Source organism: Nonomuraea sp. NPDC005730 (assembly GCF_040630865.1).
Classification (GTDB): Bacteria; Actinomycetota; Actinomycetes; order Streptosporangiales; family Streptosporangiaceae; genus Nonomuraea.
The window spans coordinates 10,833-32,448 of the sequence record NZ_JBEXYK010000006.1 but is presented as its reverse complement, the minus strand read 5'-3'; the positions used below and the strand labels follow the sequence as shown (position 1 = coordinate 32,448).

General features: G+C 73.3%; 22 protein-coding genes and 1 riboswitch. Of the genes, 16 read left to right on the top strand and 6 right to left on the bottom strand.

Annotated elements, in window-relative coordinates; all coding sequences use genetic code 11:
- The first annotated feature begins 41 nt into the window (after positions 1-41).
- Positions 42-1,064 carry an ABC transporter substrate-binding protein gene (locus ABZ444_RS11260; RefSeq protein WP_357994817.1) on the top strand — a complete coding sequence of 341 codons (1,023 nt, stop codon included), beginning with the start codon at positions 42-44 and terminating at the stop codon, positions 1,062-1,064.
- Here ABZ444_RS11260 and ABZ444_RS11255 read toward each other — a convergent pair.
- Both ABZ444_RS11255 and ABZ444_RS11250 read right to left on the bottom strand, forming a co-directional pair.
- Positions 1,058-3,475, bottom strand: a complete 2,418-nt coding sequence (locus tag ABZ444_RS11255; protein ID WP_357994816.1) for a helicase-associated domain-containing protein — start codon at positions 3,473-3,475, stop codon at positions 1,058-1,060. The two genes, ABZ444_RS11260 and ABZ444_RS11255, sit on opposite strands and share 7 nt — an antisense overlap.
- A 77-nt stretch (positions 3,476-3,552) precedes the next feature.
- Complete coding sequence (locus ABZ444_RS11250; RefSeq protein WP_357994815.1) at positions 3,553-4,047, bottom strand: ATP-binding protein; 495 nt, start codon at positions 4,045-4,047, stop codon at positions 3,553-3,555.
- A 232-nt stretch (positions 4,048-4,279) separates the two neighbouring features.
- Here ABZ444_RS11250 and ABZ444_RS11245 point away from each other — a divergent pair, with 232 nt between their 5' ends.
- From ABZ444_RS11245 to ABZ444_RS11225, 5 genes are all read left to right on the top strand, one after another.
- A complete protein-coding gene (locus tag ABZ444_RS11245; RefSeq protein ID WP_352323686.1) occupies positions 4,280-5,101 on the top strand; it encodes a helix-turn-helix transcriptional regulator in 822 nt (273 codons plus the stop codon).
- The gene (locus ABZ444_RS11240) at positions 5,102-5,338 is read left to right on the top strand and encodes a DUF397 domain-containing protein (RefSeq protein ID WP_189648211.1); all 237 of its coding nucleotides are present in this window, start codon (positions 5,102-5,104) and stop codon (positions 5,336-5,338) included.
- Between the two features lie 100 nt (positions 5,339-5,438).
- A complete protein-coding gene (locus tag ABZ444_RS11235; protein WP_352323674.1) occupies positions 5,439-5,678 on the top strand; it encodes a hypothetical protein in 240 nt (79 codons plus the stop codon).
- Positions 5,679-5,721: 43 nt separating this feature from the next.
- Positions 5,722-6,480, top strand: a complete 759-nt coding sequence (locus ABZ444_RS11230; RefSeq protein WP_357994814.1) for a hypothetical protein — start codon at positions 5,722-5,724, stop codon at positions 6,478-6,480.
- Positions 6,481-6,500: 20 nt separating this feature from the next.
- A complete protein-coding gene (locus ABZ444_RS11225) occupies positions 6,501-7,358 on the top strand; it encodes a maleylpyruvate isomerase family mycothiol-dependent enzyme (protein ID WP_357994813.1) in 858 nt (285 codons plus the stop codon).
- Between the two features lie 10 nt (positions 7,359-7,368).
- On the opposite strand, the gene ABZ444_RS11220 is transcribed toward ABZ444_RS11225, so the two are convergent.
- Entirely contained in the window at positions 7,369-7,953 is a 585-nt protein-coding gene (locus ABZ444_RS11220) for a histidine phosphatase family protein (RefSeq protein WP_357994812.1), read from the bottom strand.
- On the bottom strand, positions 7,946-8,872 hold the full coding sequence (locus tag ABZ444_RS11215) for a TIGR03621 family F420-dependent LLM class oxidoreductase (protein WP_357994811.1): 927 nt from the start codon (positions 8,870-8,872) through the stop codon (positions 7,946-7,948). Before ABZ444_RS11215 ends, ABZ444_RS11220 begins: the two co-directional genes overlap by 8 nt.
- A gap of 59 nt (positions 8,873-8,931) precedes the next feature.
- Here ABZ444_RS11215 and ABZ444_RS11210 point away from each other — a divergent pair, with 59 nt between their 5' ends.
- The 10 genes from ABZ444_RS11210 (at position 8,932) to ABZ444_RS11165 (ending at position 17,953) form a co-directional block, all read left to right on the top strand.
- The gene (locus tag ABZ444_RS11210; protein ID WP_357994810.1) at positions 8,932-9,699 is read left to right on the top strand and encodes a phytanoyl-CoA dioxygenase family protein; all 768 of its coding nucleotides are present in this window, start codon (positions 8,932-8,934) and stop codon (positions 9,697-9,699) included.
- Positions 9,684-10,640: a phosphotriesterase-related protein gene (locus ABZ444_RS11205; protein ID WP_357994809.1), complete on the top strand. Its 957-nt coding sequence runs from the start codon at positions 9,684-9,686 to the stop codon at positions 10,638-10,640. Before ABZ444_RS11210 ends, ABZ444_RS11205 begins: the two co-directional genes overlap by 16 nt.
- On the top strand, positions 10,637-11,866 hold the full coding sequence (locus ABZ444_RS11200; RefSeq protein ID WP_357994808.1) for a cytochrome P450: 1,230 nt from the start codon (positions 10,637-10,639) through the stop codon (positions 11,864-11,866). The genes ABZ444_RS11205 and ABZ444_RS11200 overlap by 4 nt, the downstream gene beginning before the upstream one ends.
- Positions 11,863-12,699, top strand: coding sequence for an SDR family oxidoreductase (locus ABZ444_RS11195; RefSeq protein ID WP_357994807.1), 837 nt, complete (start codon positions 11,863-11,865; stop codon positions 12,697-12,699). Before ABZ444_RS11200 ends, ABZ444_RS11195 begins: the two co-directional genes overlap by 4 nt.
- Positions 12,700-12,771: 72 nt before the next feature.
- Positions 12,772-13,629: a Gfo/Idh/MocA family oxidoreductase gene (locus tag ABZ444_RS11190; RefSeq protein ID WP_357994806.1), complete on the top strand. Its 858-nt coding sequence runs from the start codon at positions 12,772-12,774 to the stop codon at positions 13,627-13,629.
- Positions 13,630-13,686: 57 nt separating this feature from the next.
- A riboswitch (cobalamin riboswitch) is annotated at positions 13,687-13,794 on the top strand.
- Positions 13,795-13,865: 71 nt separating this feature from the next.
- Positions 13,866-14,843: an ABC transporter substrate-binding protein gene (locus tag ABZ444_RS11185; protein ID WP_357994805.1), complete on the top strand. Its 978-nt coding sequence runs from the start codon at positions 13,866-13,868 to the stop codon at positions 14,841-14,843.
- A gap of 2 nt (positions 14,844-14,845) precedes the next feature.
- On the top strand, positions 14,846-15,892 hold the full coding sequence (locus tag ABZ444_RS11180) for an iron ABC transporter permease (RefSeq protein ID WP_357986972.1): 1,047 nt from the start codon (positions 14,846-14,848) through the stop codon (positions 15,890-15,892).
- Entirely contained in the window at positions 15,889-16,665 is a 777-nt protein-coding gene (locus tag ABZ444_RS11175; RefSeq protein ID WP_357994804.1) for an ABC transporter ATP-binding protein, read from the top strand. Before ABZ444_RS11180 ends, ABZ444_RS11175 begins: the two co-directional genes overlap by 4 nt.
- Positions 16,662-17,300: an adenosylcobinamide amidohydrolase gene (locus ABZ444_RS11170; RefSeq protein WP_357994803.1), complete on the top strand. Its 639-nt coding sequence runs from the start codon at positions 16,662-16,664 to the stop codon at positions 17,298-17,300. Before ABZ444_RS11175 ends, ABZ444_RS11170 begins: the two co-directional genes overlap by 4 nt.
- Positions 17,297-17,953, top strand: a complete 657-nt coding sequence (locus ABZ444_RS11165; RefSeq protein ID WP_357994802.1) for a Uma2 family endonuclease — start codon at positions 17,297-17,299, stop codon at positions 17,951-17,953. The genes ABZ444_RS11170 and ABZ444_RS11165 overlap by 4 nt, the downstream gene beginning before the upstream one ends.
- On the opposite strand, the gene ABZ444_RS11160 is transcribed toward ABZ444_RS11165, so the two are convergent.
- Positions 17,896-19,596: a hydantoinase B/oxoprolinase family protein gene (locus tag ABZ444_RS11160; protein WP_357994801.1), complete on the bottom strand. Its 1,701-nt coding sequence runs from the start codon at positions 19,594-19,596 to the stop codon at positions 17,896-17,898. The genes ABZ444_RS11165 and ABZ444_RS11160 overlap by 58 nt on opposite strands.
- Positions 19,593-21,578, bottom strand: coding sequence for a hydantoinase/oxoprolinase family protein (locus tag ABZ444_RS11155; RefSeq protein ID WP_357994800.1), 1,986 nt, complete (start codon positions 21,576-21,578; stop codon positions 19,593-19,595). The genes ABZ444_RS11160 and ABZ444_RS11155 overlap by 4 nt, the downstream gene beginning before the upstream one ends.
- Positions 21,579-21,616: the final 38 nt, after the last annotated feature.

The following is a 21,616-nucleotide window of genomic DNA, read 5'->3' as shown; positions in this document are numbered from 1 at the left end:
ATGTCTCCGTAAGAAGGCAAGCCTAACCTTAGGAGATGGACATGTCGGGACCGGTATTCGCGCGCAGAGGCTTCCTGGCCGCCACGGCAGGGCTCGCGGCGGCCCTGACACTGTCGGCCTGCGGCGGCGGCACCCAGGCGGCGGGCGAGGGCGGCGCGACCGCCTCCGCCGCGCCCGCCGCCTCCGCCGCGCAGGGCTGGACGTTCACCGACGACCGCGGCAAGAAGCTGGACCTGCCCGAGCGCCCGTCCCGGGTGGTGGCCCAGGTGGGCGCCGCCGCCGCGCTGTGGGACTTCGGCGTGCGCCCGGTCGCCGTCTTCGGCCCGCACAAGCTCGCCGACGGATCCCGGGACCCGCAGGTCGGCGACGTCGACATCGCCAAGGTCGAGGGCCTGGGCAACGTCTGGGACGAGTTCAACGTCGAGAAGTACATCTCCCTCCAGCCCGACCTGCTGGTCAGCAGCATGTACGTCAAGGGCGACCTCTGGTACGTGCCGGCGAAGTCGAAGGAGACCATCGAGCAGGTCGCCCCCACCGCCGGCGTCATGCTCACCGGCCGCAGCGCCACCCAGGTGATCGGCAAGTACGAGGAACTGGCCAGGTCACTGGGCGCCGACCTCCAGGGCGTGCCCGAGGCCAAGGCCCGCATGGAGGCCGCGACCAGGGAACTGGCCGCCTTCAAGGACCTCAAGATCCTCATGATGTCCGGCGGCGCCGACGCCATGTGGGTCGTCAACCCGCCCGAGTACCCCGACATCGTGCATCTCACCGAGAACGGCCTGAACATCGTCAAGCCCGCGAAGGTCGACGACGGCGGCTTCTTTCAGACTCTGAGCTGGGAGAACGCCGACACCTACGACGCCGACGTGATCCTCTACGACACCCGCACCCAGTCGCTCAAGCCCGAGGAGATGCTGAAGAAGCCCACCTTCGCCAAGCTCCCGGCGGTCAAGGCGGGCCAGTTCTACCCGTGGCGCGCCGAGGCCCCCTTCAGCTACCAGGGCTACGCCGCGTTCCTGGAGGAGCTGGTGTCGAACCTGAAGAAGGCCAAGAAGCTTCAGTAGGCCCCGCGCACCTCGACGATCTCGGCGAGCGGGAACTCCAGGTAGTCGCCCGCCTCCTCGCACCAGGCGTCGAGCGCCCCGGCGCGCAGCTCGCCGTGGCTGATCGTGGCCGTCAGACCGTCGGCCAGGGTGATGCCGGCCCGCACCCCCCGGTCGACGACGAAACCGAGCAACGACTGCTGGGCGGTCGGCAGCCTGGTCGCCATCCTGCCGATGACCGCCCAGGTGCGGCCGTGCCTGCCGGAGTCGTCCCGGCCGGCCGCGACCAGGCGGCGGGCGTGCTCGTGCGGGTCGGGGGCCGGCTCGGCGATCACGTACTGCGCGTGCGGCTCCGAGCCGGGCGTGAACTCCGACAGCTCGGCCACCTGCCCGCCGGGCAGCAGGATCAGCTTGCCGTTGTGCGGCTCCTCGGCCCTGGCCCGGTGGATGGTGATCTCGCCGGTGTCGGAGACGGGCACGGGGGAGTAGCCGTTCTCGCGCAGGGCGGCCAGCGTGCGCTCGGCCGGCGCCGCGCTGATCAGCACCGTGGGGGCCAGCAGCCGCAGGCCCAGCCGGGCCAGCCGGCGGTGCCCGGCGATCTCGGCGAGCAGCGCGGTGTCGCCGGCCTGCACCACACAGCCGACCGTGGAGACCGTCACCTCGCCGTGCCGGCGCGCGGTGTCGCGCACCAGGTACTCAAGGGGCTGCGGGATCGTGCCGACCGTGGCCAGCTCGTCGAGCAGCTCGTCGGCGTCGTAGCCGTGGTCGAGCGCGCCGCGCACGCTCTCGGTGGTGAAGCGCCACACCGAGGCCGCGCCGCGCGACTCGCGCTCGGCCACCCGGTCGAGCAGCGCCGCCAGCTCGGCCGACGGCGGCCCGGTCACCACCGCGGTGAGGTCGGGGCCGAACAGCGCGCTCCTGCGCACGCTGGCCAGCGCCCTGGTGGACGCCTCGGCCAGGACCGGATCGTGCTCGACCTGCGGGACGGCGTCGTCGTTCTCGTCGCCGGGGCCGGCGGTCAGCCCGGCCAGGGCGCGGCCGAGGTCGGTGAGCGCGCCGTTGGCCAGCAGGCCGAGCAGCGTGGCCTCCTCCAGCACGGCCGGCGCGCACTCGGCCAGCAGCGCCTGGTCGAGCAGCGGGGCGTGCCAGTGGACGTTGCGCACGAGGCTGCCGCGGTCGGCGAAGGCGGTGCCGGCGGGCAGGTGGGCCAGTGCCGCCAGCACGGCCCTGCGCACCCTGGCCACCGCGCTGCCCGAGGGGTCGTCGCCGAGCACGGTGGCGTACTTGCCGTCGACCTTGCGCAGGGACGAACGCTCCATCCGCCACCACGCCGACAGCAGCACCCGCAGCCGGGCCGAGCCCTCGTCGAGCCGCCAGCGGTCGAACCGCTCGGTGGGGATCATGCCGCCCGACTGCTCGTCCCAGGCCAGCAGCCGGGCCACCGCGCAGACCTCCAGCAGCAGGCGGGTCTCGTCCTCGTCGCAGCCGGTCTCCTTGGCGATCCTGCGGACCTCGCGCACGCCCACGCCACCGGTCTTGAGCAGCGGCAGCGGGGTCTTGGAGGTGTTGTCGAGCAGGGCCGCGCAGCGCTCCACCACGTGCGGGGCGGCCAGCGTCATCAGGTGGTCGACCTCCTCGGGGTCGACCGGGATCGAGGCCACCTCGGGCGCCTCGGGCTGGAACGGCGGATGGTAGCCGGGGCCGCGCAGGCTCAGCGCCACCTCGCGGGGGATCTCGGCGACGTGCCAGCTCGGGCGGAACAGCAGGCCGTGGTCGGCACACCACTTCTCCGGCGTGCCCGGGGTGACGAACCGGCCGCCGTCGACGTCGCGGGCGGGGCCGTCCCAGGCGAGGCGGCCGAGCAGCGCGAGCGTGCCGTCGGGGGCGGTGGCCGTCAGCCGGTCGAGGCGGCCGGGGTCGGACAGCAGCTCGATGACGCGGGCGATCGTGCGCCGCTTGTTGCCGTGGGCGGGCAGGCCGAGCACGCGGGCCAGGGCGCGCAGGGCGTCGTTGCTGATCGTCCAGGAGTTGAGGTAGTGCTCCAGCGGCTCGCCCAGGCCGAGCGGCGCCGCCCACCAGCGCGCCACGCCCTCGGCCAGCCGGATCACGCCGTCGCCGTCGGGCCAGGCCAGCGCGTGGTCGTAGAGATGGTCGAGCCAGGGGGCCAGCGTCTCGCCCGGGACGCCGAGGAAGGCGGCCAGCCCCTCGGGCGTCGGCCGGCTCATGGTCAGGCCCGCCTCGGCCAGTTGCAGGGCGGGCAGCGGCAGCCCCCGCATGGCCTCCATGACGGCGAAGCCGTTGCCCAGGCGCTGGGCCAGCGTGTCGAGCCTGCGGGGCCAGGGCGGCGCGATGGCGTCGGGCCTGTTGGCCAGGATGCGGGCAAGCCGGTTTTCGTCTAGTGTGCGCAGCCAGCCGAGCAGGTGATCTTCCATCTGTCAGCACTCTCATGGGGTCGCGTGGGACTCACCGTGAGCCATGACCATCCACGGTAGTGCAGAGCACCCCTCCGTCAGGAGAGGACTGCCCAGACGATCTTTCCGTGGGGCGCGAGTGCCGACCACCCCCAGCGGAGGCTGAGTGATTCGACGATGTGGAGACCCAGGCCGCCGGTGTCAAGGGGGCCAGGGTATCGCAGCACGGGCACCGAGGTGCCGGGATCGGTGAACGCGCTGGTGACGAGCGAGCCGCGGCGCACCAGGGACATGTGGACCGGGCGCTGGCAGCGGGGCTCGTCGAGGCGCAGGCCGTGGCGCAGGGCGTTGGTGGCGAGCTCGGAGACCACCAGTTCCATGTTCTCGACCAGCTCGCCGAGCCCCCAGCCGGACAGGGTGCCCGTGGTGAAGCTGCGTGCGGAGTGGACCGAGGAGGCAGTGGGCGGGAGCACGTACGTGGCGCTCGCGGACGGGCCGGTCACCAGGAGATCGCGAGCCGCCTCCGGCCACCAGCCGACGGGCGGCCACCAGTCGAACGTGGTCCACTGGCCGGGCGCCGTGGTGGATTGCACGTGATCATTCTGCGGCAATCTCTCGTGCAGGTGCAAGAGCGAATGCACGTGCAGACAACTCGTGCAACCGCTACGGTTCTCCTCAAGTGGTCAATATGGGGGAAAGGGGATCTTGTCCGCGGCCCATGATCTTTCGGCCGCCAAGTGACAGACTGTGTCTTCAAGGAAACGACACAAGGAGCAGCACGTGTCCATTGATCCGCCCGGCTCCGGCTCGACCGTTCGGCGCATCATGCTGGGTGCGAGCCTCAGGCGCCTGCGCGAGGCCTCCGGGCTCGACCGCGGCCAGGCCGGGTTCCACATCCGGGCGTCCGAGTCCAAGATCAGCCGCATGGAGCTCGGGCGTGTCGGATTCAAGACACGTGACGTGGAAGACCTGCTCACCCTGTACGGCGTCGTCGACGATGCCGAACGCCGTGCCCTGCTGGAGATGGTCCGCGAGGCCAACACCCCCGGGTGGTGGCACAAGTACTCCGCCGAGCTGCCCTCGTGGTTCACGACGTACGTGGGCCTGGAGGAGGCCGCGAGCGTGATCCGTACCTATGAGGTGCAGTTCGTGCCCGGCCTGCTGCAGACGGCCTCGTACGCGCGATCGGTCTTCCAGCTCGGCAACCCCGACGCGAGTCCGGACAAGATCGAGCGCCGCGTGCACATGCGCATGCAGCGCCAGGAGCGCTTCACCCAGAAGGACGGCCCCAAGCTGTGGGCCGTCATCGACGAGGCGGCGCTCAAGCGGACCATCGGCGGGCGAGAGGTCATGTCCGAGCAGCTCCAGCATCTGCTGGAAGTCGCCGCCCTGCCCAACATCACCCTCCAGGTGATGCCGTTCAGGTTCGGCAAGCACGCCGCCGAGGGGGGCGCGTTCAGCATCTTGCGGTTTCCCGAATCCGACTTGTCGGACGTTGTCTACGTCGAGCAGCTCTGGGGTGCCCTGTACCTGGACAAACGTGAGGACATCGACCCGTACCTCACCGCCATGGAGCAACTGTGCGTGGAAAGCACCACGCCAGGGGGCACCGTCGAGCTCATCGGCGGTCTTCTCAGAAAGATGTAGATGAACCACACCTACAACGGCATGCCCGCGGCCGACCTCACCCAGGTCGCCTGGCGCAAGAGCCGCTACAGCAACTCGCAGGGCAACTGCGTGGAGCTCGCGAAGCTTCCCGACGGAGGGATCGCGGTCCGCAACTCGCGCTTCCCCGACGGTCCTGCTCTCATCTATACCCGCGACGAGATCCGGGCCCTGGTGCTCGGCGCGAAGGACGGCGAGTTCGACGGCCTTCTCGTGTAACAGCCTGTTCACCTCCGGCGCGCTCCCTTAACGGGGGCGCGCCGGTGGCGTAACCGGCGGGGACTTTCCGCCGGTCAGGATGTCGCACATGCTCGACCGGATGAATCTGTACCCGATCGCCGACGACGTGCTGCTCGCGCCGGGCGGCAAGGTCGTGGTCCGCACGTACGGCGTGGCGCCCGCGGGCGCCGCCATCTCCTACCGCACCTGGGTGACCGGCCTGCGCGACCAGCCGCGCTACTGGCACTGGGGCCACTTCGAGGACGCCGCCTCCGGGCATCGCCGGGTGCTGGAGTGGCTGACCGGCAGGGGCCCGCGGCCTTCCCAGGCGCTGACCTGATCGCTATCCTCGTGCCAAGCAAATGCTTGGTAGAGGAGGCGTGGTGCGGCGCGCGATCCACCTGCTCGAAGAGGTCGACTTCCGGCCGATGAACTCCAGGCGTCCGCTGGAGTACCTGACCTGGCTGACCCGCTACAAACGCGAGGACGAGAGCCGCGCCGAGCCCGCCCTGACCACCGGCATGTCCATCAGGTCGCGCGAGATCGACCTCGTCGGCGCCTTCTACGCCGTGGGCATCACCGGCCACCCCCAGTTCAAGGCCGTCACGCTGTGGGACTGCCACGGCGGGTGGGACGGCGGCTGGCGCCAGATGATGGGCATCTACCAGGGCGTGGACGAGCGCCTGTTCCTGTCCGACATCGACGACCTGCGCTTCTCCGCCTTCTCCCGGCCGCTCGGCGCCGCGCCGGGCTGCCCGCCGCTCGCCGAGGCCCCCGCCGCCGACTTCTACCTGTTCGAGAGCGCCCGCGTGCGCCCCGGGGCCGCGCTGGACTACCTGGAGGCCGTCCGCACCGAGCGCGCCCCGCTGCTGGCCGAGCACGGCCACACCCTGACCGGCCTGTACGAGGTGCTGTTCTGCGACACCGAGGCCGTCACCATGTGGGCCGTCTCGCTGGATGACCACCTGGCCACCCAGCGGGCCCGCGACGCCGCCCTCGGGCTCGACGACGAGGTCCCGCCCGATTCCCGGCTGCTCGACTGGGGCAGGCGGGCCCGCGGCTACCTCGAAGGCCCTTGGCGCGAGACCCTGCTCGCGCCGTTTCCGGGCAGCCGTCTGGCGCGGGAACCGCGGCCGGGTTAGCGTCGGCTGCGGAGGCAGCCATGACGGACCCGTACCTCTATGGCGAGGATGAGGGCGACCTCCTCGCCGCACACCCGGAACACGGCACCGCCGTCCCGCCTGCGGGGCCGCCGCCGGGGCTGCGCGCGGCCGTGTTGTCGGGGGCCCGCCGCCGGCGCGCGCCCGCCGCGGGGGGCGTGGCGTCCGTGACCGTGCCGTACGCCGAGCAGGTGGCGCTCATGGACGACCTGCTCGCCGAGCTGAGCCCGCCCCAGTGGGACGCCCCGATCGCCCGGCACGGCACGGTCCGCGACCTGGTCGGGCACCTGGCCGCCAACGACGCCACCGTGGCGTCCTTCATGGGCCTGCCCGGCGCGGGCGCGGCCCGGGAGCACCGGCGCTGGCGGGAGCAGGCCGGGGCGTTGCTGGAACGGCTCTCCAGGGCCGGGGAGGTGCTGCTCGGGGTCGAGGTGGCGCTGGCGGGGGTGCGTCCGGCCCGCGCGCCGCTGCGCCAGGCCCTGGTCCAGCGCACGTTCGAGACCTGGACGCACGCCGACGACATCAGGGCCGCGACCGGCCGACCGCCCGCGCCGCCGCGTGCCGGGCACGTGCGCCTGATCGCCGAGTTCGGCCTGGCGCTGCTCCCCCGGGCGCTGCGGGGCCCGTGCCGCGACGTCTCGGTCAGCGTCGTGCTGACCGGCCCAGGGGGCGGCACGTGGACGGTCCCGCTCTCGCGCACCCCGGGCCGGGACGCCGGGCTGATCTCGGCCGGCGCGGTGGACTTCTGCCGGCTGGTGGCCGGCCGGTGGCCGCCGGACACCTTCCCGCACGCGTCGGAGGGCGACCGCGACCTGGTCCGCGACCTGATCCGCGCCGCCGCCACCCTCGGCTGCGACTGACGAGCCCTCCTCAGGCCACCGGCGAGTTCCAGCTCAGCAGCACCGGTTCGGCGTGCTCGAAGCCGAGCCGGGAGTAGGTGCCGGTGTCGAGCCTCAGCAGCCGGCCGTCCGCCGGGCCGAGGCCGAGCCAGCGGGCGGCCAGCACGCGCAGGAAATGGCCGTGCGCCACCAGCACGACCCGCCCCTCGGCCCCGCGGGCCCGCTCGATCACCCGGTCGGCGCGCGCGGCCACCTCGGCGGCGCTCTCGCCGGGATGCTCGGCGTCGCCGGGGATCACGCCGTCACGCCACAGGTACCAGCCGGGCCGGGTCTTCCTGATGTCCGGCGTGGTGATGCCCTCGTAACCGCCGTAGTCCCACTCCCACAGGTCGGGGTCGACCTCGTAGTCCGTCAAACCGGCCAGCTCCGCCGTACGGCGGGCCCGCTGCGCGGGGGAGACCAGCGCCAGCCCGAACGCGGACTCCTTGACCAGCGGCGCCAGCGCCCTGGCCTGGTCCTCCCCGTCGGGCGTCAAGGGCAGGTCGGTACGGCCGGTGTGCCGGCCTGCCGTGCTCCATTCGGTGGCTCCGTGCCTCAGCAACAACATCTCATCCATGAGGTCCATCATCCGGCAGAGCCGCCAGCTCCTCGACGACAGGGGTGAAGGCGGCCAGGTCGCGCTCGTGGTGCAGCACGAGGTAGGAGACGCCGTGCGCGTCGCGCCAGTGGCGCAGCTGGTCCACGATGTCGCGGCGGGTGCCGAGCAGCACCTGCGGCGTGTCGCCGAGCCCCGAGCTGTCGGCGGCGCTCCACGACTCATCCGGCTTGCGCTCGCCCACCTGCATCACGCTGGTGCCGATCTCCAGCAGGTGGTGGCGGGGGCTCCGCCGCAGCAGCGCCAGCTTGGCGAGGAACGCCTCCGGTCCGGCGTCGCGCGGGTCGGGGCCGGTGCCGTCCGGTTTGACGCGGGTGCCGAGGTTGACGATGTCGGCGTGCTCGGCGGCCAGGGCCAGCATGCGGGGGCCGCCGCCGCCCAGCAGGATCGGCGGGCGCGGGCGCTGCACCGGCCGGGGCTCCTGCTCCAGCCCGGCCAGGCGGTAGTGCGCGCCCTCGTACGTCAGCGGGCCGTCGCCCCACAGGCCCTTGATCACCTCCAGGGCCTCGCGCAGCCGGTCGAGGCGCACGCCGGGCGGGTCCAGCCGCAGCCCGGCCCGTTCGTACTCGTCGGCCATCCAGCCGGTGCCGAGGCCCAGCTCCAGGCGTCCGCCGGAGAGCAGGTCCAGGGTGGCGGCCTCCTTGGCCAGCACGGCCGGGTGCCGGAAGTCGTTGGCGAACACCAGCGTGCCGACGCGCAGCCGGGTGGTGGCGCAGGCCGCCGCCGTCAGCGCCGCGACGGGCGCGAAGCGCGGGCCGACCAGGTGGTCGGGCACCAGCAGCACGTCGAAGCCGGACGCCTCCAGCCGCCTGGCCCGCTCGGCCCACTCCTTGCCGGACCGCGCCCCGCGCAGCACCGCACCGAACCTGAACCGTCGCACGGCAGCCTCCTCGTCCCGGATCTTACCAAGCGCTTGCTTGGAGTGGCACACTGGTGGCCATGGAGATCCCGGTACGCCAGGCGACGGACGACGAGGCGGCGTTCTTCGGCGAGCACGGCTGGGTCCGCCTGGACCGGCTGGTCGCCCCGGACACGGTCGGCGAGCTGCGCGAACGGGCCCGCGAGCGCCTGCGGTCGCGCAGCCGGGCCGGGAACACGCCGGTCGACCGGGCCTTCGGGCAGTCCCGCGACGTCGCCGCCGAGGACGAGCTGTTCGGCGCGCTGAGCACCAGCCCGGCCATGGGCCGCAACGCCGTACGGCTGCTGGGCGGGGTGCGGGCCGTGCGCGTGCAGGTCACCAACCTGCTGGTCAAGGAGCCGGGCGAGCACGGCGCCACCGAGTTCCACCAGGACTTCCCGTGGATGCCCATGGACCGCTCGGCCATGCTGACCGTGTGGCTGGCGCTGGCCGACGTGCCCGCCGACATGGGGTCGCTGCGCTTCTACAGCGGCTCCCACCGCTGCGGCCTGCTCGGGCGCAGCTTCACCCGCGCCGGGGACGACCAGCTCACCCAGCATCCCTGGATCGCGCAGCTGGAGCTGTCGCCGCCGCTCGACCTCAAGGCCGGGGACGCCACCGTGCACCACGCGCTCACCGTGCACGGCGCGCCCGCCAACCGGTGCGACGCCGCCCGCCTGTCGTTCACCGTCACCTACTTCGACGCCGACGCCCTCTACACCGGGCTGCCGTACCGGCAGACCGACGGGCTCGGCCTGGAGGTCAACCGGCCCTTCGAGCACGAGAGGTTCCCGTGCCTGAGACCGTGACGGGGCCGGTCGCCGACCTCGGGGCGACGCTGATGCACGAGCACGTGTTCGGGCTCAGCCCGGAGATCCTGTGGAACTGGCCGGACGTCCCCGAGGGCTGGGACCCGGAGCGGCGGGCGCGGGAGGCGGCGGCCAAGCTCGACGCGCTCAAGGCCGAGGGGATCGACACCATCGTCGACCTGACCGTCGTCGGGCTCGGCCGGTACGTCCCGGCCGTCCAGCGGGTGGCCGAGCTGACGTCGGTGAACATCGTGGCCGCCACCGGGCTCTACACCTACGACGCGCTGCCGCCGTACTTCGGCAACCGGGGGCCGGGGTCGCTGTTCGGCGGCCCGGACCGGCTGGCCGAGTTCTTCGTCCGCGACATCGCCGAGGGGATCGGGCGGACCGGCGTGAAGGCGGCCATGCTGAAGTGCGCCTCCGACCACCTCGGCATGACCAAGGGGTGCGAGCGGGTGTTCCGGGCCGTGGCCGAGGCCCACCTGGCCACCGGCGCGCCGATCACCACGCACTCCCACAGCGCCTCCAGGGGCGGGCTGGAGCAGCAGCGGCTGCTCGGCTCGCTCGGCGTGGACCTGGAACGGGTGGTGATCGGGCACGCGGGCGACTCGACGGACCTGGCCTACCTGGAGGAACTGCTGGCGGGCGGCTCCTACCTGGGCATGGACCGGTTCGGCATCGAGACGATCAGCTCGTTCGAGGACCGGGTGGCGGTGGTGGCGGCGATGTGCGAACGCGGCCACGCCGGAAAAATGGTTCTAGGTCACGATTCGTACTGTTTCAATGACCGGTTCGACCCCGACGTCGTACGGCGTCGCCACCCGAACTACCACCTCCTGCACATCTCCCGCGACGTCGTGCCCGAACTGCGCAGCCGCGGCGTCACCGGCGACCAGCTCCACCAGATGCTCGTCGACAACCCCAGGAGGATCCTGCGATGACCCCCGCGCCGACCCCTGCGACGACCCCCGCGCCGGCCGAGGACTTCGACGTCGCCGCCGACTGGCACGTCGCCGCGCCGTACGACTTCCTGCGCCGCCTGCGCGCCGGACAACCGGTGTTCCGCAGCGAGCACCTGGGCGCGTACGTGCTGACCCGCCACGCCGACGTGCGCGCCGCGTACGGCGACCCGGCCCGCTTCTCCTCCGAGGGGTCGCTGACGATCTCCCGCAGCCTCACCCCGCAGACCCGCGCCAAGCTGGGCGAGCACGGCTCGTTCCTGTCCAGCTTCGTGGCCAACGTGGACCCGCCCGACCACACCCGGCTGCGCCGCTCGGTCTCCCGGGCCTTCACGCCGCGGGCCGTCACCGCCATGGAGGAGCGGTTCCGGCGGCTGAACGAGGACGTCCTGGACCGGATCGCCCCAAGGGGCCGGGCCGACTTCGTCGCCGAGATCGGGCACGAGCCGTCGGTCAAGCTGACCGCCCGCTTCATCGGCGTGCCCGAGGCCGACGAGGCGTTCGTGCAGGCGCACGTCAAGGACTGGTTCATGCTGTTCCTGTCGCCGCAGCCGCCCGCCCGCCAGCTGGAGCTGGCCGACAGCTTCCTGGCCTACCTCGACTATGTCGACCGCCTGGTGGCCGCCCGCGCCAAGGACCCGCAGGACGACTTCACGTCCCTGATGACCTCGCTGATCGGCGACGAGCTGAGCCATCGGGAGGTCGTCGAGCTGATCTCCACGATCCTGCTCGGCGGCAACGACACCGTCCCGAACCAGCTCGGCAACAGCGTCCTGCGGCTGCTGCGCGAGGACGCCTGGCCGGTGGCCCCGGCGTCGATCCCGGGGGCGGTCGAGGAGTGCATGCGGATCGACGGCGCCTCGCTGGGCTCCTTCCGCCATGCCGTCCAGGACGTCGTCCTGCACGGCGTGACGATCCCGGCGGGCTCGCTCGTGCTGCTGTCCACCGACTCCGCCGGGCACGACGAGACCGTCTTCCCCGACCCGGAACGGTTCCTGATCGACCGTCCCAACGCCGCCGACCACCTGGTCTTCGGGTACGGCATCCACTTCTGCGTCGGGGCGGCGCTCGGCCGCCTGCAGCTGCGCACCGCGCTCGACGTCCTCGGGCGCCGCCTGCCCGGCCTGCGGCTCGCCCCGGACGCGCCCGTCGCCTACCGCAGGTCGCTGGTGGGCCGCGGGCTGAGCGCGCTGGAGGTGGAGTGGTGAGCGCGGACGTCCCGGGCGGGCGGTCCGGCGGACCGGGCGAAGGGCGGTTCGGCGGGCGGGTGGCGCTGGTGACGGGGGCGGGGTCCGGCATCGGCGCGGCGTGCGCGGTCCGGCTGGCCGCCGAGGGCGCCCGGGTGGGCGTGCTCGACCTGCGCGCCGCCCCGGCCCGGGCCATCGCCGCCGCCGTACGGGCCCGGGGCGGCGCCGCCCTGGCGCTGACCTGCGACGTGTCGGACGAGAAGCAGGTGGAGGAGTCGGTGGCCGCGCTGGTGGCCGTCTTCGGCCGGGTGGACGTGCTGCACTCCAACGCCGCCTGCCTCGACCGCGACGTCTACGGCCGCGACGGCGACCTGACCGCCATGGACGCCGCCGTCTGGGACCGCACGATGGAGGTCAACCTGCGTGGGGCGATGCTGCTGGTCAAGCACGTCGTGCCGGTGATGCGCGACGGCGGCGCGATCGTCCTGACGTCCTCGGTGTCGGGCCTGACCGGCGACGTGGACCACGCCGCGTACGGCACCTCGAAGGCGGCCCTGGTCGGCTTCACCCGCTACGTCGCCACCATGTACGGCGCCCGCGGCATCCGCTGCAACGCCGTCGCCCCCGCCCTGGTCATGACCGCCGCCGCCGAGCGCGCCCTCACCCCGGAGCAGCTGGCCGACAAGGCCGCCGAACGCCTCCTGCCCTGGCCCTGCGCCCCCGACGACGTGGCCGACCTGGTCGGCTTCCTGGCCTCGGCCGAGTCCCGCTGCATCACCGGCCAGACCATCGCCCTCGACGGCGGCACCCTCGTCCACCGCCCGGAACACGCCATCCACCGCTCCCGCGCCTGACCGGAGGGGGCGGTGGGCGGGAGCCCGGCCGGGGGCTCTAAGGTCGGGAGAAAAGCGGACTAAGGGGGACGGATGGAGCCGGTCGCGGTCGGGCTGATCGGGGCAGGGCCCTGGGCGGAGATGGCGCACGCGCCGATGCTGGCCAGAGGTCCCCACACCCGGCTCGCCGGCGTCTGGGCCCGCCGCCCCGAGCAGGCCGCCAGGCTCGGCGCCCCCGTGTACGAGCGGGTCGAGGAGCTGTTCGACGCCTGCGAGGCCGTGGCGTTCTGCGTGCCGCCCGGTGTGCAGGCCGAGCTGGCCGTCCGCGCCGCCCACGCGGGCAAGGCGCTGCTGCTGGAGAAGCCGCTCGCCGACTCCGTCGAGGGGGCCATGCGCGTGGCCGAGGCCGTGGCGGAGACGGGCGTGCCCTCGCAGATGATGCTCACCATGCGTTACGCCACCCCGACCCGTACGTTCCTGGCCCGCTGCGCCGAGATCCAGCCGTTCGGCGGGCACGCCGCCAACATCTCCGGCGCGCTGCTCGGCGGCAACCCGTTCGCCACCCCGTGGCGGCTGGAGCGTGGCGCCCTGCTGGACGTCGGCCCGCACGTGATCGACCTGCTCGACGCCGCACTCGGCCGGATCGTCGGCGTGCGCGCGCACGGCAACCCGCTCGGCTGGACCGGCCTGCTGCTGGAGCACGAGGGCGGCGCGGTCAGCGAGGCGTCCCTGTGCATGGCGGCCGTCGGCGACCTGCCGCCCTCGACCTTCGAGGTGTACGGCAGGACCGGCAACGCCGTCCTGCTGCCCGGCGACGAGGACCCCTTGGAGGTCGTGGCCGAGGAGTTCGCCCAGACCGTCCGGCGCGGCGGCGGCCACCCGTTGGACGCGGCGCACGGCCTGCGCCTCCAGGAGGTCATCGCCGCCGCGGAGGCGCAGCTCGCCGCCTGACCCGCAGCCTTCGGCGCCGGGGCCCGCGCCCCCTTGACGTCGAGGACGTCTGGGGCATTGATAACGTTTGTCCGACGCGCAGTGCTGCAGCGAAGTCCGGTGCGAATCCGGCGCTGTCCCGCAACTGTCATAGCCAGGTCGCCTGCCTCTGCGCCGACGTCATCAACCCTCGTGGAAAAGGGTGATCCGTCGCTCAACGCGGGTCTCTCGGTTCCGACAGTGTGAAAGGACTACTCGTGAGGCCCGTACGCACGGCCTTCGCGGGCGCGCTGCTGGGAACGCTCGTCCTGGCCGGATGTGGCCAGACCGGCGCCAACGTCGCCCCCTCCAACCCCCCCTCCAGCCCCCCTGTCAGCCCCCCTGCCGCCACCGCGGCGGCGAGCACCGGGGACTTCCCGGTCACCGTCGAGGCGGGCAACGGCAAGGTCACCCTCGCCAGGAAGCCCGAACGCATCGTCTCGCTCTCGGCCACCCACACCGAGACGCTGTTCGCGGTCGGCGCCGGCCCGCAGGTCGTCGCGGTGGACGACCAGTCGAACTACCCGCCGGAGGCGCCCAAGAGCGACCTGTCCGGCTTCAAGCCGAACGTCGAGGCGATCATCGCCAAGAAGCCCGACCTGGTCATCCTCTCCAACGACCAGGACAAGATCGTCGCCGAGCTGGCCAAGGTGAACGTCCCCGTCCTGCTCGAACCGGCCGCGACCGGGCTGGACGAGGCGTACGAGGAGATCAGCGAGATCGGCGCGGCCACCGGCAACAAGGCCAAGGCCGACGAGGTCGTCTCCGGCATGAAGGCGGCCATGGCCAAGCTGGCCGCCGACGCCCCCAAGGACAAGAAGCTCACCTACTACCACGAGCTCGACCAGACGCCGTACGCCGCCACGTCCAAGACGTTCATCGGCCAGGTCTACGCCATGTTCGGGCTGACCAACATCGCCGACCAGGCCCCGGACGCGGCGGGCGGCTACCCCAAGCTGTCGGCCGAGTTCGTCGCCCAGGCCGACCCCGCGCTGATCTTCCTGGCCGACGTCAAGTGCTGCCAGCAGAGCAAGGAGACGCTGGTCAAGCGGCCCGGCTGGAAGAACCTCTCGGCCGTCAAGAACGACCAGGTGGTCCAGCTCGACGACGATCTCGCCTCCCGCTGGGGCCCGCGCGTGGTGGACCTGGCCCAGGCGATCGGCGCGGCCGTGGCCAAGGCCGGCGGCGCGGGCTGAGCGTGACAGGCAAGGCCCAGCCGTCGAGGGCGCGTCCCGTCTGGGTGGCGGGCGCCCTCGCCGTGCTGGCCCTCACGATGGTCGCCGGGCTGCTCGGCGGCGCGGCGGACATCTCGCCGTGGCAGGTGGTCCTCCAGGTGGCGGACTGGTTGCCGTTCGTCTCGGCCGACTCGGGCCTCGCGCCGGTCGAGCAGGGCCTGCTGTACGAGCTGCGCCTGCCCAGGGTGCTCGTCGCCGCGGTCGTGGGCGGCCTGCTGGCCATGGCCGGCGCCGGGTACCAGGGCGTGTTCCGCAACCCGCTGGCCGACCCGTACCTGCTGGGGGCCGCCTCCGGCGCCGGGCTGGCCACGACGCTGGCCATCGTGCTGCTGCCCGGCGCGAGCGCGAGCATCCCCGTCGCCGCCTTCGCCGGGGCGGTGGGCGGGGTGTTCCTGGCGTACACGCTGGGCAACGCGGCCGGCCGCTCCGGCGGCACCGGCGGGGGCACCGCGACCCTGGTGCTGGCCGGGGTGGCGGTCACGTCGTTCCTGACCGCGATCCAGACGTTCGTCCAGCAGCTCAAGGTCGAGGAGCTGGAGCGCATCTACTCCTGGATCCTCGGCGACGTCGGCGGCGGATGGGACCAGCTCCTGCTGGTGCTGCCGTACGCCGCGGTCTCCTCCGTCCTGCTCCTGCTGCACGGCCGGATGCTGGACGTGCTCAGCGTCGGCGACGAGGAGGCCGGCAGCCTCGGCGTACGGGCCGGCCGGGTACGCCTGACCGTCCTCGTGGCCGCCTCCCTGGCCACCGCGTCGGCCGTCGCGGTCAGCGGGCTCATCGGGTTCGTCGGCGTGGTCGTGCCGCACGTCGTCCGGCGGCTGGCGGGCGGCTCGTACCGGATCGTGCTGCCGCTGTCGCTGATCGGCGGCGCGGCCTTCCTCGTGGCGGCCGACCTCATCGCCCGTACCGTGATCGCGCCGGCCGAGCTGCCCATCGGGGTCGTCACGATGTTCGTCGGGGCGCCGTTCTTCGTCGGCGTCCTGCGCATGACCAGGCGGGTGGCCACGTGATCGGCGTACGGGCCCTGTCGGTGCGCCTGGGTGAGCGCGACGTGCTGACCGGCGTCGACGCGCACGTGCGGCGCGGCGAGTGGCTGGCGATCATCGGGCCCAACGGCGCGGGCAAGTCCACGCTGCTCAAGACCGTCATGGGCGCGATCGTCCCGCACCGGGGCGAGGTCGCGCTCGACGAGCGTCCGCTCGTCGCGCTCAAGCCCCGCGAGCGCGCCAGGCTGCTGGCCTACGCCCCGCAGACGCCCGCCCTGCCGCCCGACATGACGGTCTTCGACTACGCCCTGCTGGGGCGCACGCCGTACATCCCCTACCTGGGACGGGAGAGCCGGCACGACCGCGAGGTCACCGCGTCCGTGCTGGACCGGCTGGACCTGACCTCCTTCGCCGGACGCCGCGTCGGCGAGCTGTCCGGCGGCGAGCGCCAGCGCGTCGTGCTGGCCAGGGCGCTGGCCCAGCAGGCCCCCGTGCTGCTGCTCGACGAGCCCACCACCGCGCTCGACCTCGGCCACCAGCAGCAGGTGCTGGAACTGGTCGACCGCCTGCGCCGCGCCGACGGCCTGACCGTCGTCACCACCCTGCACGACCTGACCGTCGCCGGCCTGTACGCCGACTCCCTGATGCTGCTGGCCGACGGCCGCGCCGCCGCCACGGGCCGCCCCGAACAGGTGCTCACCGAGGCGCTGATCGGACGGCACTTCGACGCCCGTGTCAAGATCGAGCCGGGCCCCGACGGGCGGCCCGTGGTGCACCTGGTACGAGGTGGGACGTGAAGCTGACCTATCGCGTGGAGGAGGGGACCCGGCTGGGGTCCCTGCTGTGGGAGTTCGGCCCCGGCTTCCGCATGATCTCCTCGGCCATGCTCGGCGGCGGCATCGGCCCCCGCGAATGGGTGCTGAACGCCCAGGTCGTGGCCGGTTACGCGCGGATGGACCCGGTGGACCACCTGGTCGAGCTGGGCCCGCCCGGACCCGGCGTCGGCATGCTGACCGCCGCCTCCGTCGACCGGTACGTGCGGGCCGCCGACGGGGGAGCGGAGGCCGTGGCCACCGTCGGGCTGCGCGTCCCCACCTGGGCCGCCGCCCCCGAGGGCGCCGCCGACCCCGAGCTCGCCCCCATGCGGGCGGGCACCGTCAACATCGTGACCGTCCTGCCCGTCGCCATGACCGACGCCGCCCTGGTGAACCTGGTCATGACGGTCACCGAGGCCAAGACCCAGGCGCTGATCGAGGCCGGCTACCCCTGCACGGGCACCGCCTCGGACGCCGTGTGCGTGGTCGTCCCGCAGGACGGCCCCGAGCAGCTCTTCGGCGGCCCCCGCTCGGAGTGGGGCGCCCGCGCGGCCCGCGCCGTCCACACAGCCGTCCGCCGCGGCGCCGAGGCGTGGCGTCCCGGTGACTACAAGTGACTATCTTCGGGAAGTACGATGTCGACGAGGGCGTGACTCCCGATACTGAGTGGGTGACCGCATTGGCGATCGAACCGACAACGAGGCGCACCGTTCTTCCCGGCGCGCCGCCGTTCACAGTCGACGACCTGCTCAGGTTCCCCGACGACGGGAACCGTTACGAGCTCTTCAATGGGAGCCTAGTAGTGAGCCCTGCCCCCACCCCCCTGCACCAGCGAGTGATCTCTCGGCTACTGGTGATCCTCGACGACGCGGCCCCCCTCGGGCTGGAGGCGTTGACGACTGTCAACGTGCGTCCCGGCGAGAAGGACTTCTACATCCCCGACCTCGCCGTCGTGCCGGAGAAGGCGTGCGAGTCGGTGCCGCTCATGTTCGCCCCCAGCGACCTGCTGCTGGCCGTGGAGGTGGTCAGTCCCGGCACCCGGACCTTCGACAGGACCACCAAGGCGGCGGCCTACGCGGCAGCCGGAATCCCCGTCTACTGGCGCGTTGAGCCTGATGAGGGGCCGACGCTTTACGTCTACGAGCTCGACGACGACTCCTACAAGGGGCCCGTCGCGTATGAGGCGGGCACCACGGTCAGTCTCTCGGCGCCCTATTCGGTGAGTTTCGACCCGGCCGTCCTGACCGGTCCGCGGGGTTCGAAGCCGTAGTCCTGGGCGGCGCCTTCGGCGGTGATGTGGCCGGACTCCAGGTCGGCCTGGATCGCCGCCGGGTCCCTTTCCGACGGGGGGCCGAGGCCGCCGCCGCCCGTGGTCTCCACGACGAACGCCTCGCCCGCCGCGAACCGCACGTTGTTCACCTTCGAGGCCAGGCGTTCCACCCGCCCGTCCAGGTGGCGCTTGTGGAAGCCGCCGACGCGGCCCGGCAGGCCGCCGTCCCGGCCCGGGGGCGGGAGGCGGAGGCGGTCGCCGCGGGTGGTGACGTGGCAGTCGGCCAGGAAGCGGTAGACGGTACGCGAGCCGAGCCCGCCCCGGAAGCGGCCGGGCCCGCCGGAGTCGGCGATCGTCTCGACCGACTCCACGATCAGCGGGCAGCGGCTCTCCACCGGCTCGGCCTGCGGCACCGAGTTGCGGCCGATGCCGAAGTGCACGCCCGTCGCGTCCGGCCCGTCCAGCCCCCGCCGGGCGCCCACCCCGCCGAAGTCGTAGGACAGGTGGATCCAGTACGGCGCCCCCACCGCGGCGATCGAGAACGGCTGGAGGATCCCGCTGGCCGCGATCGCGCGGTCCGGCATCGCGTCCGACATCGCCTGGAACACCGCTTCCATGGCGGCGTAGATGGGGACGTACCGGCCGCCGCACGGATGAGGGGAACGGGCGTTCAGCAGGGAGCCCTCCGGCAGGACGACGTCGATCGCGCGCAGGCAGCCGTCGTTCATCGGGATCGTCGGGTCCAGGAAGCAGCGCACCGCGAAGACGGCCGCCGCCAGCGACTGCGACGCCGAGGCGTTGATCGCGGCGGGCACCTGCGGCCCGGTGCCGGTGAAGTCGAGGACGGCCGCGTCCCCGCCGAGTGTGACGGCGACCCGTACGTGGTGCGCCACCCCCGGCCGCACCCCGTCGTCGTCGATCGGGTACGACGCCTCGAACCGCCCCCGGGGCAGCTCCGCCAGCGCCGCGCGGGTCCTGGTCTCGGTGTGGTCCAGGTAGTCCTCGACGCCCGCGGCCAGGCCCGCCACGCCGTACTCGGCCATCAGGGCCTCCACGCGGGCGGCGGCCACCGCCGTCCCGGCGACCAGCGCCCGCACGTCGCCCATGACCTTGTCGGGCGTGCGGCTGTTGGCCCGCAGGACGGCCTCCACGGCCGGTTCCAGGCCGTCCCGGGTGGCCAGGCGGACCGGCGGGAGCTGGAGCCCTTCGAGGAAGATGTCGGTGGCCAGCGGCGCCATCCCGCCGGCCGACAGCCCGCCCAGGTCCGAGACGTGGATCATGGTGGCGGTGAAGTAGGCCGGGACCCCGCCGGCGAACACCGGCCGGTAGACCAGCAGGTCGTTGGTGTGCACGCCGCCCCGGTAGGCGTCGTTGAGCGCGTACGCCTCGCCGGGCCGCATGGTGTGCGGCGGGACGTCCTTCAGCAGCTCGGGCAGCGCGACCTTCAGGGCCATGCTGTTCATCAGCGTGGTCGCCATGGACTGCGCGACCAGGCGGCCCCCGGCGTCCAGGATCGCCGCCGAGGCGTCGGAGCCCTCCACGATGAACGTCGAGTACGCCGACCGCACCACCACGATGCTGGCCTCCTCGGCGGCCACGACCAGCGCGTTCCTCAGCACCTCGGCGGTCAGCGCGTCGTTCACCGCGCACCCTCCAGGGTCAGGCGCACGGCGCCCGCCGGGCCGGTCGCGGCCCGCCAGCCGGGCGGGACGACGATCGTGGACTCGGCGTCCTCGACGATCGCCGGGCCGCGCACCCGGTCCAGCGTCCGCCGGGTGTGCACGGGGACGTCGAGCCACCCCCCGGCCTCGGGGAAGTACGCCCTCCTGCGCCCCTCCGCACCGCCCTCCGCACCGCCGCCGGGCGAGTCAGGCCCGGCGGGGGCGGGGGCGGTGACGCGGACGCGGTAGCTGACCAGCTCGATCTCCCCCTGCTGGACAATCCCATACACCTGGGCATATTTCGCGAAAAATCGCGACGCCAGCTCCTCCCGCGACTCCGCCCAGTCCACGGTCAGGTCGTGCGACTGCCCCTTGAAGCGCACGTCCACCGACCGGGCCACCCGCACCCGGGCGACGCCCAGATCGGCGGCGGCGTCGGCGGCCAGCGCGGCGAAGACCTCCTCCGGGTCGGCCGCGTCCAGCCGCGACAACACCCGGTCCGTCGAGAGCGCCCCCGCCAGCAGCCCGGCCGCCGAGGCCACCCCGCAGTACGCGGGCACCACCACCGTCGCGATCCCGAACCGCCGCGCCACCCCGGCCGCGTGCATCGGTCCCGCGCCGCCGAACGCCACCAGCGCGAACCCCCGCGGGTCGATCCCGCGCTGGACCGTCACCACGTGCACGGCCGCGGCCATCGAGGCGTTGACGATCTCGTGCACGGCGTGCGCCGCCTCCTCCCGCGACACCCCGAGCGGCCCGGCCAGCCGGTCCACGGCCTTGGCCGCGAGCGGCGCCGACAGCGGCATCGAGGCCGAGGAGAGGTAGCCGAGCACGAGGTCGGCGTCGGTGACCGTCGGCTCGCCGCCGCCGAGCCCGTAGCAGGCGGGACCGGGAGAGGAGCCCGCCGACCGGGGTCCGACGCGCAGCGCGCCCGCCGGGTCCAGCCACGCGACGCTGCCCCCGCCCGCGCCGACCTCGGCCAGGTCGATGGCCGGCGTCTTGATCGGCACGCCGGTGCCCGCGCGCCGCCCGCCGAAGCTGCCCTTGCCGCCCACGTGGAACTCGTGGGTGATCTCCGGACGTCCTCCGCGCACCACGCACGCCTTGGCCGTCGTGCCGCCCATGTCGAACGAGATCACCTCCGGCAGCCCGGTCCCCGCCGCCGCCAGCACCCCGGCGGCCGGGCCCGACTCGATGGTGGACACCGCGCGCCGGGCCGCCAGCTCGGCCGAGACGACCCCGCCGCCGGACTCCATGACGTGCACGGGCGCGTCGATCCCGATCGCGGCCAGGCGCTCGCGCAGGCGCGACAGGTAGGAGGTCATCAGCGGGCCGATGTAGGCGGACATGATGGTGGTGGTGGCGCGCTCGTACTCGCGGATCTCGGGCCAGATCTCGCAGGAGGCCACCACGTGCGGCACGTGCTCGCGCAGGATCGCCGCGGCCTGCCGTTCGTGGGCGGGCTCGGCGTAGGAGTGCAGCAGGCAGACGGCCGCCGAGGTGATGCCGCGCCGGGCGATCTCCGCCGCGGCCCGCCGTACCGAGCCGACGTCCAGGGGGGTGAGCACGGCGCCGCGGGCCGAGACGCGCTCGTCCACCTCGAAGCAGTCGCCGGGCGCGACCGGGGGAGGGGGCGGCGTGAAGCGCAGGTCGTACCGGTCCTCCTCCACGCGGGCGTAGCGGCCGAGCGGGACGGCGGCGCGGAAGCCCCGGGTGGTCACGAACGCCACCCGCGCGCCGGTGCGTTCGAGCACCGCGTTGGTCGCCAGCGTGGTGGCGTGCACGACCCGGGTGACCCGGGCGGGGTCCACGGATCCGAGCGCGCGAGTAACGCCGGTGAGTATGCCCGCGATGGGGTCGTCGTGGGTGCTCAGACACTTGGCCACGGCGGTGACCCCGCCGGGGCCGCTCAGGACCACGTCGGTGAAGGTGCCGCCGACGTCGACGCCGATCGCGAACGCCATCCTGGTACGGTAAGTCCCCGAGCAAGCGCTTGTCTATG